The sequence below is a fragment of the Pantoea sp. At-9b genome, assembly GCF_000175935.2.
Taxonomy (GTDB): domain Bacteria; phylum Pseudomonadota; class Gammaproteobacteria; order Enterobacterales; family Enterobacteriaceae; genus Pantoea.
On the sequence record NC_014837.1, the window covers coordinates 3,533,747 to 3,550,050 of the forward strand.

Here is a 16,304-nt window from a genome sequence, read left to right on the forward strand (position 1 = left end):
ACATCCTGTGCCCTGAGTGCATCCTGCCTTAGATAACAAGGGTTACGCCGTGTGATTCTGGTGCGGTTGTTGCAGCAACTCCTCCAGTGATGCGTTAGTGCCTTCCAGTGTCACCAACTGGGTGCTGCTGTAGGCCGTTCCAGTACCGTCACGGTCAATTGAAACCACGGTGCTGCCATCAGCGGTATGATCCACTTTCACGAAATCATTAACGTTACTTGTGTCATCATTCCAACCAATAAGCAGGTTACTGACGTCAATCTTGTCGCCATTTGCGACCGAGAAATCAGTCCAGGTATCGTGTCCGTTACCCCCGGTGGCATCCGCCGCGTTCAACAAGTGGTAGACCAGCGTGTCAGTTCCGGCACCCGAGGTGATGGTGTCGTCATAGGCGCTACTGGTGATTGAATCCGAACCTGAAGTGCCGGTAATGGTCGGATGCAATTCAATGGTGAACGAGTTGGTGGTAATGGTGCCGTCGGTCGACGCCAGGCTATAGCTAAAGACCTCCTTATGCGTGATGTCCTGCACGTTAATGTCAGCACTCAACGCATAGGTGTAGCTACCGTTGGCGGCGATGCTCAACGTACCGTAATCGCCAGTCACCAGGGTGTTACCACTGCTGCTCACAGTCGTGGAATCACCGTGTTCATTGATGATGGTCAGCGTACCGGTGTGGCTGGTCGTGCTGTCGGCCCAGATGCTGCCGGTCACCGAATGATCACTCTCGGTCGTGGTGGTGGTTTCCGCGAACAGGCTGTTGACGGACAGCAACGACGCGGTGCTGGCATGCGCCAGATCAACCGTCAGCGTGGCGGTGGTCACAGTGCCGTGGGAGTCTGTCACCGAATAGCTGAAGGTGTCCGATGCGGGCAACGTGCCTGCATCCAGTCCCGCTTTCAGCGTATAGGTGTAGTTCCCGTGCGAATCGATGGTCAGCGTACCGTAGGCCGTCGTGATGGACGTGGTGGTACTGCTGGTCACCGTATGCCCGGACACTGACGTCACTGCCGTACCTGCCGGCACCGTACCGGCCACCGAACTGGTATCGTTGGTGAGCAGGTTACCGGTGACCGTCGCTGCCACGGTCGCCGCGATGGTGGTGATATCCGAGATGGTGGTCACGCTGGTCGATGGCAATACGCTGATACCACTGCTGGCACCCAACACCACGGCGTAAGTCCCACTTCCCAGGTTGCTATAGGTGATGTTGCCACCGGTTTGCGTCAGCAACGACAGGATCGTGGTGGAGATGTAGTTCGTCGTGGTGGACACCACCTTCCACGAACCGTCCGACTGCTGCTGATACAAATACAGCGAGTAAGTACCGATCAGGGAAATCAGGCTGGTTTCCGACGCCTTCAACGTCACGGTGCGGGTATCGCCCGAACCTACGTTAAAGATGTAGGCGTTGGAGCTACTCAGCACACCGACACCCAGCAAACTTCCCAGGTTAACACTCAACAACGCATTACCGGTGTTATAGGTTCCGGTTGCGTTAGTGACGGTACCGGTGGTGGTGGAGTAATCCAGCTCGGTGACATCGTTCACTGCCACCACTTTGATTGCACCCAACACGGTAGCGGTCGGCGAGGTGTTACCGGCGAGATCGGTCTGGATGACCGACAGCGTTGCACCGGTGGTCTGCGCCGTGGTCAAGGTGATGGAGAAGCTACCATTGCTGGCGACGGTGCCCGTGCCGATGGTGTTACCCCCTGCATCTTTCACCGTGACGGTATCGCCTGCTTCACCCGTACCGGTTAGCGTCGTGCCCGCATCGTTCACCGCCAGACCGGTTGGCGCGACCGGTGCGACGGTATCAATAATCACCGTCGCAGAGGTGGTGGCACTGACGTTCCCTGCGGTGTCAGTGACCGTCACGCTTAACGGATGTGAGCCATCGGTCAGGGTGGCGGTGGTGAAACTCCAGCTACCGGAGGCTCCCACCGTGAGACTGCCCAGAATCGTCGCGCCATCGTAGATGGTGACACGACTGCCCACTTCTGCCGTACCGCTCAACACCGGGGTGTTGTCTTTGGTCGAGCCACCATTCGGCACGGTGACGTTTGGCGTGACCGAGTCGTTGGTGATGGTCAGCGTCGAGGCCGTGGGTGCCACGGTGTCCACGGTGATGGTGACTGACGCAGTCGGGCTGACGTTGCCCGCCGCATCGGTCGCGGTGACGTTCAGGGTATGCGTCGCGTTACTCAAGGTTGACGTAACGAAACTCCACGCCCCGTTGCTGCCTGCCGTGGTGGTGCCCAGCAAGGTCGATCCATCGTAGATGCTGATTTTCGCCCCGGCTTCCGCCGTACCACTCAGCAACGGCGTGCTGTCGTTGGTGATGCCGTTGTTGGCGATGGCGACCGGCGAACTGCCGTTGTTATTGCTGGCGGTCAGTCCGGCCACGGCCGCAGGCGCGACGGTATCGATGATCACGCTGGCCGAGGTGGTGCCGCTGACGTTACCTGCCGCATCGGTCACCGTCACGCTCAGCGGATGCGTACCGTTGCTGAGGGTGGCGGTGGTGAAGCTCCAGGTGCCTGCGCCGCCAACCGTCAGCGTGCCCAGTACCGTGCTGCCGTCATAGATGGTGACTTTGCTGCCGACCTCCGCCGTACCGCTCAGGGTAGGCGTGGTGTCGTTGGTCGAACCGCCGCTCGGCACCACCGTGTTGGTGACATCGTTGGTGATCACCAGCGTTGACGCCGCTGGTGCCACGGTATCCACCGTGATGGTGGCCGAGGTGGTACCGCTGACGTTACCGGCGGTGTCTTTCACCGTTACGCTCAGCGGATGGGTGCCATTGCTCAGAGTGCTGGTGGTGAAGCTCCAGCTACCGCCTGCCCCCACGGTGACGGAACCCAACACCGTGCTGCCATCGGAGATGGTGACCACAGCACCCACTTCCGCCGTACCGCTCAGGGTTGGCGTGTTGTCGTTGGTGGAACCACCGCTCGGCACCGTCACGTTCGGCGTGACGTTATCCGCAGTGATGGTCAGCGTCGATGCCGCCGGTGCCGCCGTATCCACCGTCAGGGTGACCGAAGCGGTCGGGCTGACGTTGCCTGCCGCATCGGTGGCGGTGACATTCAGGGTATGGAGACCATCCGCCAGCGTCGAGGTGGTAAAGGTCCATGCCCCGTTACTGCCTGCCGGCACGGTGCCCAGCAACGTCGTACCATCGTAAATCGAGACTTTGCTGCCCGCTTCCGCCGTACCACTTACCGCCGGGGTGTTGTCGTTGGTGCTGCCATTGTTGGCAATCGCCACCGGCGTGCTGCCGTTGTTGTTGCTGGCGGCCAGCCCGCTCACCGCTGCCGGGGCCACGGTATCGACAATCACCGTGGCCGAGGTGGTGCCGCTGACGTTCCCCGCAGTGTCCGTCACGGTGACGCTCAGTGGATGCGTGCCATCGCTCAGGGTGGTGGTGGTATAGCTCCAGGTGCCACCGGCACCGACAATCACGGTGCCCAGCACCGTGCCGCCATCAGAGATGGTGACCCGGCTGCCCACTTCGGCTGTACCGCTCAGCACTGGCGTATTGTCGTTGGTTGATCCCCCGTTCGGTATCGTCACGTTTGGTGTGGCGTTATCGTTGGTGATGGTCAGCGTTGAAGCCGCTGGTGCCACCGTATCGACAATCACCGAGACAGTGGCTGATGCCGGGCTGACGTTGCCCGCCGCATCTTTCACCGTCACGCTCAGCGGATGGGTGCCGTTGCTCAGGGTGCTGGTGGTATAGCTCCAGGCACCGCCCGTTCCGGCGGTCACTGAACCCAGTACCGTGCTGCCATCGTAGATGGTGACTACCGCACCCGCCTCTGCCGTACCGCTCAGCGTTGGCGTGTTGTCGTTGGTAGAGCCACCGCTCGGTATGGTGACGTTTGGCGTCACGTTATCGGCAGTGACCACCAGCGACGATGCTGTCGGCACGACGGTATCCACTGTCAGTGTGACTGACGCGGTTGGGCTGACGTTGCCTGCCGCATCGGTGGCCGTCACGTTCAGGGTATGAGGACCGTCCGCCAGCGTCGAGGTGGTAAAGGTCCATGCCCCGTTACTGCCTGCCGTCACGGTGCCCAGCAACGTCGTACCATCGTAAATCGAGACTTTGCTGCCCGCTTCCGCCGTACCGCTTACCGCCGGGGTGTTGTCGTTGGTGCTGCCATTGTTGGCAATCGCCACCGGCGTGCTGCCGTTGTTGTTGCTGGCGGCCAGCCCGCTCACCGCTGCCGGGGCCACGGTATCGACAATCACCGTGGCCGAGGTGGTGCCGCTGACGTTCCCCGCAGTGTCCGTCACGGTGACGCTCAGTGGATGCGTGCCATCGCTCAGGGTGGTGGTGGTATAGCTCCAGGTGCCACCGGCACCGACAATCACGGTGCCCAGCACCGTGCCGCCATCAGAGATGGTGACCCGGCTGCCCACTTCGGCTGTACCGCTCAGCACTGGCGTATTGTCGTTGGTCGATCCCCCGTTCGGTATCGTCACGTTTGGTGTGGCGTTATCATTGGTGATGGTCAGCGTTGAAGCCGCTGGTGCCACCGTATCCACCGTGATGGTGAAGGTTGAGGATGACGGGCTGACGTTACCCGCCGCATCTTTCACCGTCACGCTCAACGGATGCGTACCTTCACTCAGCGCGCTGGTGGTGAAGCTCCAGGCACCGCCGGTTCCGGCGGTCACTGAACCCAGTACCGTGCTGCCATCGTAGATGGTGACTACCGTACCCGCCTCTGCCGTACCGCTCAGGGTCGGTGTGTTGTCATCCGTCACCGCCCCATTGGTCAGTGCACCCTGACTGGCACCCACGTTGTCACTAACCGTAAGGTTGGTCACCGCTGTCGGTGCGACGGTATCCACTGTCAGTGTGACTGACGCGGTTGGGCTGACGTTGCCTGCCGCATCGGTGGCCGTCACGTTCAGGGTATGAGGACCGTCCGCCAGCGTTGAGGTGGTAAAGGTCCATGCCCCGTTACTGCCTGCCGTCACGGTGCCCAGCAACGTCGTACCATCGTAAATCGAGACTTTGCTGCCCGCTTCCGCCGTACCGCTTACCGCCGGGGTGTTGTCGTTGGTGCTGCCGTTGTTGGCAATCGCCACCGGCGTGCTGCCGTTGTTGTTGCTGGCGGCCAGCCCGCTCACCGCTGCCGGGGCCACGGTATCGACAATCACCGTGGCCGAGGTGGTGCCGCTGACGTTCCCCGCAGTGTCCGTCACGGTGACGCTCAGTGGATGCGTGCCATCGATCAGGGTGGTGGTGGTATAGCTCCAGGTGCCACCGGCACCGACAATCACGGTGCCCAGCACCGTGCCGCCATCAGAGATGGTGACCCGGCTGCCCACTTCGGCTGTACCGCTCAGCACTGGCGTATTGTCGTTGGTCGATCCCCCGTTCGGTATCGTCACGTTTGGTGTGGCGTTATCGTTGGTGATGGTCAGCGTTGAAGCCGCTGGCGCATGCGTATCCACCGACACCGTAACAGTAGAGGACGCCGTACTGACGTTGCCCGCCGCGTCTTTCACCGTGACGCTCAACGTATGCGTACCGTTGCTCAGGGTTGGCGTGTTGTAACTCCAGTCACCCGAGGCATTGACGGTGGTCGACCCCACCACGGTAGTGCCATCGTAGATGGTGACCACCGCATTGGCCTCTGCCGTACCCGTCAACAGCGGTGTGCTGTCGTTAGTCGTACCCCCATTCGGGATCTCAACCGGCGTGGTGCCGTTGTCGTTGCTGACCACCATGTCTGTCACTGCGGCCGGAGCCGATGTATCCACGGTGATATTGATGGTGGCCGACGTCGCCCCCGGATTGTCTGAGGCATCAAGCGTGGTGATAAACAGCGCATGTTGTCCATCAGTCAGTGCCGGTGACGGTGTGAAGGTCCACTGGCCGCTGGCGTCCGTGACCACCACCGATCCAAGGATGGTCGCGCCATCATGGATGGTAATGGTATCGCCCTGGGCCGCCAGACCACTCAGCACCGGCGTATTGTCCTTGGTATCCGCCCCGTCAGACAGTTGCACCAGCATGGCACCACTATCATCGGTGATCTCCAGCGTACTGCTGGCAGGCGGCATACCGGCTTCGATATCGAGACTAAACGCCGGAGAAGGTGCCGCAGCACTGACGTTCCCAGCCGCATCCGTCACGGTGACGGTGAAGTTATGGGGGCCATTACTCAGCGCATCCGGTGTGAAGCTCCACGCATTGTCTACCGCCGTCACCGTGCCGAGCAGGGTGGTGCCGTCATAGATCGACACCACTTCGCCGGTATTAGCACTGCCGCTCAAGGTTGGTGTGTTGTCGTCGGTGACTTCACCACTGGTCAGCGGGCCAGTGCTGGCGCCCACATTGTCAGTGACCACCAGATCGCTCACCGCGTCTGGCGCGACAGTGTCGATTGTGACGGTGTAGACCGCCGACGGAGCACTGGTATTCCCCGCCGCATCGCTCACTGTCACCGTGAAGTTATACGAAGCATCCGTCAGGCTGGAGGTCTCGAAGCGCCACACGCCGTTACTGCCTACCGTCGCACTGCCGATTAACACATCATCCTGATAGATATTGACCGTGTCGCCCGCCGTGGCCGTTCCGCGCAACACCGGTGTGTCGTCGTTGGTGGAGCCATTGTTGGCAATCAGCACTGGCGTGGTGCCGTCGTTGTCGTAAATGGCGAAACTGCCGACCGGGTCCGGTGCCACGGTGTTGATGGTGACGGTAACGGACGAGGTTGAACTGACGTTACCGGCGTCATCGGTGACGGTGACATTCAGCGTATGGCTGGCATTCGACAGCGTGGTGGTGGTGTAGCTCCAGTTACCATCGCCATCCACCGGCGCCGTCCCGAGCAGTGTCGTGCCATCATAGATGCTCACGGTGCTGCCCGGTTCTGCCGTACCGCTGAGTTCCGGGGTATTGTCGTTGGTAGTGCCTCCATCGGCGATGGTGACCGCTGGGTCGCTGTTGTTGTTTTGCAACAACAGATTGCTGACCGGTTCTGGTGCCGTCGCATCCACCTGAATGGTCACGGCGGTGGATGCCGTGCTCACGTTGCCCGCCACATCGGTAGCGGTGGCGGTCAGGATATGGGTGCCATCGGTCAGCGTTGGAGAGTTGAAACTCCAGTTGCCGTCGCCGTCAGCCCGGACAGAACCAATCGCCGTGGTGCCGTCGTACAGGGTGATGAGGCTGTCCGCTTCCGCTACCCCGGTCAGCAACGGCGTGTTGTCGTTGGTGATCGCATTATCCGGCAACGGAACCGGTGTGCTGCCGTTGTCGTTGCTTACCACCAGTGAAGACGGTTCCGGTGCCTGGTTGTCCACGGTAAAGGTGATCGGGGCCGTCGCCGGGCTGGTGTTACCCGCCGCATCGGTCACGGTCACCGTCAGGCTGTGCTCGCTATTACTGAGCGCCGGAACGCTAAAGCCCCACTGCCCGCTACCGTTAACCGCAGCACTCCCCAGCACCGTGGTGCCATCCAGAATGGTCACGATGCTGCCGGGTTCCGCATTGCCGCTGAGGAACGGTGTAGTGTCGTTGGTAATGCCGCCATCCGCGATAGCAACCGGCGTCGCACCGTTGTCATTGCTGAGCGTAACATCGCTGGCTTCGGCCGGTGCGCTGGCGTCCACCACTACGCCGATGGTGACAGGGGCGCTGACGTTGCCAGCGGTATCCATCGCCGTGACGCTAAAGGTATGCGTGCCATCGGCCAGAACGGCCGAGGTGAAGCTCCAGGTTCCGCTTGCGCCAACTGTCAGAGAACCCAATACGCCATTCTCGTCGGAAATGGTGATCACATCACCCTCTTCCCCGCTACCGCTCAGCACCGGTGTCCTGTCGTTGGTCAGGCCGCCATCCGGGATGGTTTCCGGCGTGCTGCCCGCATCGTTGCTCAGGGCGAGACTCCCCACCGTCGGTGCGACAGTATCGATGGTCACCGTCACCGGATCGCTCGCCACACTGACGTTACCCGCCAGATCGGTGACGGTCACGCTCAGGCTGTGCACGCCATCGGTCAGTGCCGGTGTGGTGAAGCTCCAGTTACCGTCGCTATCCACGAGGGCGGTACCGAGCACGTTGTCGCCATCTGAGACGGTGATGATACCGTTCGCTTCCGCGATACCACTCAGGACCGGCGTGGTGTCATTGGTGGCACCGCCCGCTGCGATCGGGGTGTCGGTGGCGTCATTGGTCAGTTGCAGATCCTGTGCGGCATCTGGCGCTACGCTGTCGACCGTGAAATCGATCGTCGTTGAGTTAGCGCTGGTGTTACCTGCGACATCGCTCACGGTGACACTCAGGCTGTGTCCGCCTTGACCAAGATCAGGCGTCGTAAATGACCAACTGCCGTCGGCTCCCACGGAAGTCGAACCCAGCAGGGTGTTGCCGTCATAGACGTTGATAATGCTGCCCGCATCTGCGGTGCCGGTCAGTTCTGGCGTCGCATCATTGGTGAGGGTGCCTTCGGTGATCGGCACCAGCGTGCTGCCCTCGTTGTTATTAACAGCCAGATCCGTTACCGGATCCGGCGCAACGGTGTCGATCTCGAAATTCACCACCGTCGATGATGGGCCAGTGTTACCTGCCGCATCGGTCACCGTGATACTCAGCGCATGGCTGCCATCCAGCAATGGCGTGGTGATGTAATTCCAGTTGCCACTGCCATCAGTGATTACGCTGCCAATCGCATCCTCGCCATCGTAAATGGTGATCACGCTATTCGGCTCTGCCGTACCACTCAGCTCCGGCGAGTTGTCATTGGTAATGCCGCCATTGGCAATCGGCACATCACTCGTACCGTTATTGTTGTTGAGGGCAAAACTGGCCGCTTCCGGTGCGGTGGTATCCACCGTCAGCGCCACCATATTACTCGGCGCACTGACGTTACCTGCCGCATCGGTCTCGGTCACCATCAGGTTATGGTCGCCATCGGTCAGCGTCGGCGTGGTGTAGCTCCAGATGCCGGTCACCGCATCCGCCTGTGCCGTACCAATCACCGCCATATTGTCGTAAATGGTGATGATGCTGCCCGCTTCCGCCGTACCGCTCAGAATCGGGGTGCTGTCATTGGTCAGGCCGTTGAGCGTATCGCCATCGTCGTTTTGCGCCGTCAGGTTGGTGACCGGATTGGGCGCGCTGGTATCTACAGTGAAGTCGATCGGATCGGAGGCCAGGCCGGTGTTGCCTGCGGCATCGGTGACGGTGGTGGTCAGGCTATGATCGCCCTCATCCAGCGTCGGGGTGGTAAAGCTCCAGTTGCCATCGGTGCCGACAATGGCGGTACCCAGTACCGTATCACCATCTGACACGGTGACGGTGCTGCCCGGCTCGGCCGTACCACTCAATACTGGCGTGGTGTCGTTGGTGGAACCCGAGGTGACCGGCACCAGGGTGCCGCTGTTGTCGTTACTGAGCTGAATATCCTCTGCTATCGCCGGGGCCGAGGTGTCGATGGTGATCGCAATCGGATCCGATGCCGGGCTGCTATTGCCCGCAGGATCGGTGACGGTGGTGGTCAGGTTATACGTGCCGTCATCCAGTGCTGGCGTGGTGAAGCTCCAGTTACCATCGCCGTCTACCAATGCACTACCCAGTACCGTGTTGCCATCCGCTACGGTGACCGTGCTACCCGGTTCCGCCGTACCACTCAGAACCGGCGTGGTGTCGTTGGTGACACCCCCTGCCGCAATCGGTACAGGCGTACCGCTGCTGTCATTGCTAAGTTGCAGGTCAGCTGCTGCCACCGGAGGCTGCGTATCAATCGAGAACGCGATCGGATCCGATGCCGGACCGGTGTTGCCTGCCGGATCGGTGACCGTGGTGGTCAGGCTGTGATCGCCCTGGCCCAGTTCCGGCGTGGTGAAGCTCCAGTTGCCATCGTTATCGACAGTGGCGGTTCCCAGCACGGTGTTGCCATCGGTGATGGTCACGGTGCTGCCCGCTTCCGCCGTACCGCTCAATACCGGCGTGGTGTCGTTGGTGGCACCGCCTGATGGAATCGGGACTGCCGTACCGCTGCTGTCGTTGCTGAGCTGCAAATCCTCCGCCACTGCCGGCGCGGTGGTATCAATGGTGACTGCAACCGGATCGGATACCGGACCGGTGTTGCCTGCCGGATCGGTGACCGTGGTGGTCAGGCTGTGATCGCCTTCATCCAGTGCCGGGGTGGTGAAGCTCCAGCTGCCGTCGCTGCCGACCGTGGTGCTGCCCAGCACAGTGTCGCCATCAGAGACGGTGACTGTGCTACCAGGCTCTGCCGTACCACTTAACACCGGGGTGGTGTCGTTGGTCGTGCCGCCCGCAGCAATCGGGACAGACGTGCCGCTTTCATCGTTACTGAGCTGCAAGTCGGCCGCCGCCGCCGGTGGCGCGGTGTCAACAGTGAAGTCAATCGCCGGGGATGGCGGGCTGGTGTTACCCGCCGGGTCGGTGGCTGTCGCCGTCAGGCTATGATCGCCATCACCCAGTTCCGGCGTGGTGAAACTCCAGTTACCGTCGCCATCGGTGGTTGTGGAACCCAACACCGTGTTGCCATCCGAAACGGTGATGATGCTGCCCACTTCCGCCGTGCCACTCAGCACCGGTGTCGTGTCATTGGTGGCGCTACCGGAGGCAATCGGCTCAGGCGTACCGCTGCTGTCATTGCTGAGCTGCACATCACCCGCCACCGCCGGAGCGGTAGTATCAATGGTGACGGTTACCGGATCGGATACCGGACCGGTATTGCCCGCCGGGTCGGTCACGGTCGTGGTCAGGCTGTGGTCACCTTCCGCCAACGGTGTGGTGGTGAAACTCCAGTTACCATCGCTGCCCACTGTCGCGGTACCCAGCACCGTGCTGCCGTCAGAAACGGTCACGGTGCTGCCCGGCTCACCGCTACCGCTCAGTACCGGCGTGGTGTCATTAGTGACGCCGCCCTCGGCAATCGGCACTGGCGTTCCGCTCAGATCATTGCTGAGTTGCAGATCGCTGGCCGCTGCGGGTGGCGTGGTATCAACGGTGACAGTCACCGGTGCCGACGCCAAGCCGGTGTTACCTGCCGGATCGGTGACCGTGGTGGTCAGGCTATGGCTACCCTGATCCAATGTCGGGGTGGTGTAACTCCAATTGCCATTACTATCCACCGTCGCCGTACCCAGCACGGTGTTGCCGTCAGAAACCGTCACCGTGCTGCCCGGTTCTGCGGTGCCGCTCAGTACCGGGGTGGTGTCATTCGTTGCGCCACCATTGGCAATCGGTACTGGCGTACCGCTGCTGTCATTGCTGAGCTGCACATTACCCGCAGCCGCTGGCGGAGTGGTATCAACCGTTACCGCAATCGGTGAGGACGCCGGACCGGTATTCCCGGCCGGGTCAGTCACGGTGGTGGTCAGGCTATGGCTGCCATCAGTCAAGGTTGGCGTGGTGAAACTCCAGTTACCGTCACCGTCTGCCGTGGCAGTGCCAAGCACCGTTGAGCCATCAGAGACCGTAACCGTACTGCCCGGCTCCGCGACGCCGCTCACTACCGGCGTGCTGTCATTGGTTGAACTGCCCGGTTCAATCGGAACCGGGGTACCGCTTTCATCATTACTCAGCTGGATGTCAGTTGCGGCTCCCGGCGCCACGGTATCGATGGTGATATTGATGGTGCCAGTATCGGTGGTGTTGCCATTGCTATCCGTTACCCCCGCATGGAACGCATGCGCCCCATCGGTCAGGGTGGACGGCGTGAAGCTCCACTGACCATTGCTGTCTGCGGTGACGCTGCCCAGCACGGTGGTGCCGTCATACAGCGTGATCAGGTTATTCGCACCGGCAAGGCCACTCAGCACAGGTGTATTGTCGTGCGTGCTGGCACCATCACTCAGCTGTACAAGGGAGCTGCCACTGTCATCGGTCACCTCCAGTGAGCTGGTGGCAGGCGGTATGCCGGCTTCAACGTTCACATTGAACGGCGTGGTGGCCAGACTGACGTTACCCGCTTCGTCGGTTACCGTGACCGTCAGGCTGTGGTTGCCATTAGTCAGGGCAGAAGTGGTAAAACTCCAGCTACCATCGCCACCGACCGCTGCGGTTCCCAGCAGCGTGCTACCGTCATAGACGCTGACAAAACTGCCGGGTTCTGCCTGGCCGCTCAGCGTCGGGGTGTTGTCGTCGGTGGACTCACCGGACGTCAACGCGCCCTGGCTGTCACCCACGTTGTCGGTTACCACCAGGCCAGTGGCCGCTGCGGGCGGTACGGTATCGATGGTAAAGCTGATGGGATCGGAGGCCGGGCTGCTATTGCCCGCCGCATCCGTCACGGTCGTCGTCAGGCTGTGGCTGCCATCGGTCAAGCCCGGGGTGGTGAAGCTCCAGTTGCCATCAGGGCCGACCGTCGCCGTACCCAGCACGGTATTGCCATCCGAAATGGTCACGGTGCTGCCCGGTTCTGCGGTGCCGCTCAACTGTGGCGAGCTGTCGTTGGTGGTGCCACCCGCTGCCACCGGCACCAGGGTGCTGCCGTCGTTGTTGTTCAGCTGCAAATCACCTGCCGCTGCCGGAGCCACCGTATCAATGGTGATATTGATGGTGCCGGTGTCGGTAATGTTGCCATTGATATTTGCCACCTGGGCATGGAAAGCATGGGAGCCATCGTCCAGAACACCCGGTGTAAAACTCCATTGACCATCACTACCAGCCGTCACACTGCCCAGGAGCGTATTACCGTCATACAACGTGATGATGGCGTTCGCCGTGGCGAGACCGCTGAGAACCGGCGTATTGTCGTTGGTGCTGGCACCATTGCTCAACTGCACATAGGTGGTGCCATTGTTGTCAGTCACCTCCAGCGAGCTGGTCGCAGGCGGTACACCCGCATCCACATTGACAACAAACGCCGGTGTCGCCGGGCTGACGTTGCCTGCGGCATCGGTCACTGTCACGGTCAGGCTGTGGTTACCGTTGGTCAGCGCCGGGGTGGTGAAGCTCCAGTTGCCATCCACATCGGTAATGGCCTGTCCCAACAGCGTGGTACCGTCGTACACGCTGATCAGACTATTCGGTTCAGCTTGTCCACTCAGGGTCGGCGTGTTGTCATCCGTTGGTTCACCTGACGTCAACGGTCCCTGACTATCGCCGACGTTATCGGTGACGGTCAGTCCGCTGGCCGCTGCGGGTGCCGTCGTATCCACAGTGAAATCGATAGGCGCGGAGGAAGAACTGGTATTACCGGCCGCATCGGTGACCGTGGTGGTCAGGCTATGGCTGCCCTCGCCCAACGTCGGCGTGCTAAAGCTCCAGTGACCATCAGAACCGACGATTGCCGTGCCCAACACCGTGCCACCATCGGAGATCGTTACTGTGCTACCCGGTTCGGCCGTGCCGCTCAGCAATGGGGTGGTATCGTTTGTCGTTCCTCCCGAGACGATCGGCACAATGGTGCTGCCATTATCGTTGCTCAGTTGGATATCACCGGCGCTTTCTGGGGCAACCGTATCGATGGTGATGTGAATGATGTTGGAGTTGGTGACATTCCCGTTAACGTCGGTGATGGTGGCATGGAAGGAATGCGAGCCATCGGCCAACGCCGTTGGGGTAAAGGTCCACTGACCATTGCTACCAGCGACCACACTGCCGAGGACGGTCGTACCGTCATACAAGATGACAACGGCATTCGCGGTAGCCAGGCCGCTCAGGACAGGTGTCGTGTCGTGAGTGCTGGCACCATCGCCCAGCGACTTGGGCGTATTGCCACTGTCGTCAGTAATCTGCAAAGTGGTCGTGGCCGGGGCAATAGCGTCCACCGTCAGGTTAAACGGCGGTGTTGCGGCGCTGACGTTACCCGCAGCATCCGTCACTGTCACCGTTAAACTGTGGCTGCCATTGCTGAGTACCGGTGTAGTGAAGGTCCACTCACCATTGCTGCCAACGGTGACCGTACCTAACAGCGTGGTGCCATCGTAAATACTGACCGTAGAACCCGCTTCCGCCTTACCGCTTAACGTTGGCGTGTTGTCATCGGTAGAGGAACCGGAGGTGAGTGGCCCCTGGACGCCACCGACGTTATCGCTCACCACCACATCGCTGGCCGCCACCGGAGGCACGGTATCGACGGTGAAATTGATCGGATCGGATGCGGCACTGGTGTTACCCGCAGCATCAGTTACCGTCGTGGTGAGACTATGAGAACCATCCGCCAGGGTTGGTGTGGTAAAGCTCCAGGTACCATCTGCGCCGACCACTACGGTGCCCAGCAAGGTCGACCCGTCGTAAATGCTAACGGTGCTGCCTGCTTCAGCGGTTCCGCTTAAGGTCGGCGTGTTGTCATCAGTGCTGGTGCCACTGGTAATCGCTCCCTGAATGGAGCCAACATTATCGGTCAGAACAAGGTTACTGGCCGTGCCGGGTGCGGTGGTATCGCCGCCACCGCCGGGATTGGTACCACCGCCGCCGGGATTGGTGCCGCCACCACCAGGATTGGTGCCGCCACCGCCGTTATCGCCGCCGCCCGCGTTATTGCTGCCCCCTTCGGAACCGCCGCTGCCAGTGGAACCCGCAAACATCGCGCCAAGCCCCGCCAGCAGCGCACCTCCCATACCAAAGGCGGCAATAGCGCCATCATGGGTGGTATTTTCTGCTAACAGACCATCGGTGCTGTCGATAGAAACATACTGGAAACCATCTTCACCGGGATTCTCCACCCACCACAAAGCTCCCTTGTCGTCTTGTAGCACAAGGTCACTTTCGCCATTCGGGCCGTAAAAATTATGAATAACAAGATGTTCACCCGACTTCGTTGTAACAATCAGGTCGTTACCATTGCGTGTGTAAGATTTAATATCTGATTGATTCAGATTGAGTTTAACCAAGCTCGGAGTCGCTAACGTCACTTCGCTGCCATTAGTCAGCGAGGCAATCGTGCCTCCTTTAGGCGTTACTGAGATATTATTCATTTTCTCTATATTCCACCGAGGTTATTAGAATCCATAAAAACGCCCGAAATCCGCAGATCCCGGTCTCACCAGTGAATAAACGTTGGATATTCACTCTTTCTCTTTGACGACCTCATACATGCTGATGATGAAGTCGTACTGAGCCTTGTTAAGCCGCCATCCTGGTAATGGGGACGTTTTATTTCTTAAAATAACAACGGGGAAAATATCGTTTTTATCTAATGGCACTGCGTGAACTACATGAAACTCCTTAAATTCTTTTTTTGGCACAGGTGTGTTCCGCACAGATCGGAGGCATTGGGATCGCCCCATGATTTATTAATTAAATCATCAAGATACACGCCATCCCAATGATAGCCCTGCATACCGTATATCGCTTTGTGCGCCAGCGTCTCGATATGGCGTTGATTCTCGACACCCTCAACGATCACACCACTGCATAAATCGTTGAGGTGACCTAACAGGAGGTCAAATATATGGCTTTCGCCATATTGCCAAAAAAACGCCTTATCAATCTTGACACATTCAAATATTCCGCTACTCATCATTGTCAGGCTGGAATATCCCGGACCAAAATCATCCAGCCATAGAGGCGCAATCTTTGCTAACCCCTTTAAAATTAATAGATCTGCACGAGTGAAGCGGGCAATGAAAAAGGCTGAGATTTCGAAGCGGAAGAAAGGCAATAGATCCAATCTTTGTTGAGTCTTTTCATCAGAAAAGAGGCTGGAAACAATATCCCTGTTAATGTTCACGCTTATGATCTGCTGGAATCCCTTCTGATAAAGTCGCTCCAGGTGATCAATTTGTCGCAGGAATAGTTGCCATTTTTCCTGAGCCGGTAACTGGCTGAAAAAACCCGCTTCTCTTGCCGGATTTCTCTCATGCTTAATATCTGCATCATCTGCAAAGCGCGTCAGTAACTCCCAGGCAATGAGCTTGCCGGATAATCCGTAAACAGGTTCCAGTATGAAAGTGTATTGTTGCGGATTACTCATCAACGCGCCCTTTCGCCACGATCTGACACGCCTTTAATGTCAGAATTTCTCATGTTAAACGCATGGAAAACATTGGTAAAACTTAACACCTTAACTAAAGGTTAACGTATAACTTACAGTTTGAGAAATAGGTTAAGCCAAGCCATTGGTGATTTTCGATAGGGATGACATATTGATTTTGTCCTTATCGGTAGTGAAATCATAATCAAGGTTTCAGACAATTCCTGGAAAAAATATTGTTTTTTCCAGCCTTGACACAACCAGGAATATGATAACCAACTAATAAATAAGGATTATTCATGAATATTTGGTCAGTTTTCTTGTTTCTTCCTGAAAGTTACAGATTCTGTACGAGAAAATTTTTTCCGAAAAGCGTCA

At 59.0% G+C, this 16,304-nt stretch carries 2 protein-coding genes; both read right to left on the reverse strand.

Annotated elements, in window-relative coordinates; translation table 11 throughout:
- Window positions 1-42: 42 nt before the first annotated feature.
- A complete protein-coding gene (locus PAT9B_RS16215; protein WP_013510359.1) occupies window positions 43-14,928 on the reverse strand; it encodes an Ig-like domain repeat protein in 14,886 nt (4,961 codons plus the stop codon).
- Between the two features lie 236 nt (window positions 14,929-15,164).
- Entirely contained in the window at window positions 15,165-15,926 is a 762-nt protein-coding gene (locus PAT9B_RS16225) for an EAL domain-containing protein (protein ID WP_013510360.1), read from the reverse strand.
- Between the last annotated feature and the right edge of the window lie 378 nt (window positions 15,927-16,304).

Excerpts from the sequence above, each read along its gene's own strand:
- PAT9B_RS16225 (WP_013510360.1), bottom strand. The coding sequence starts at position 15,926 with ATGAGTAATCCGCAACAATACACTTTCATACTGGAACCTGTTTACGGA.
- PAT9B_RS16215 (WP_013510359.1), bottom strand. The coding sequence starts at position 14,928 with ATGAATAATATCTCAGTAACGCCTAAAGGAGGCACGATTGCCTCGCTG.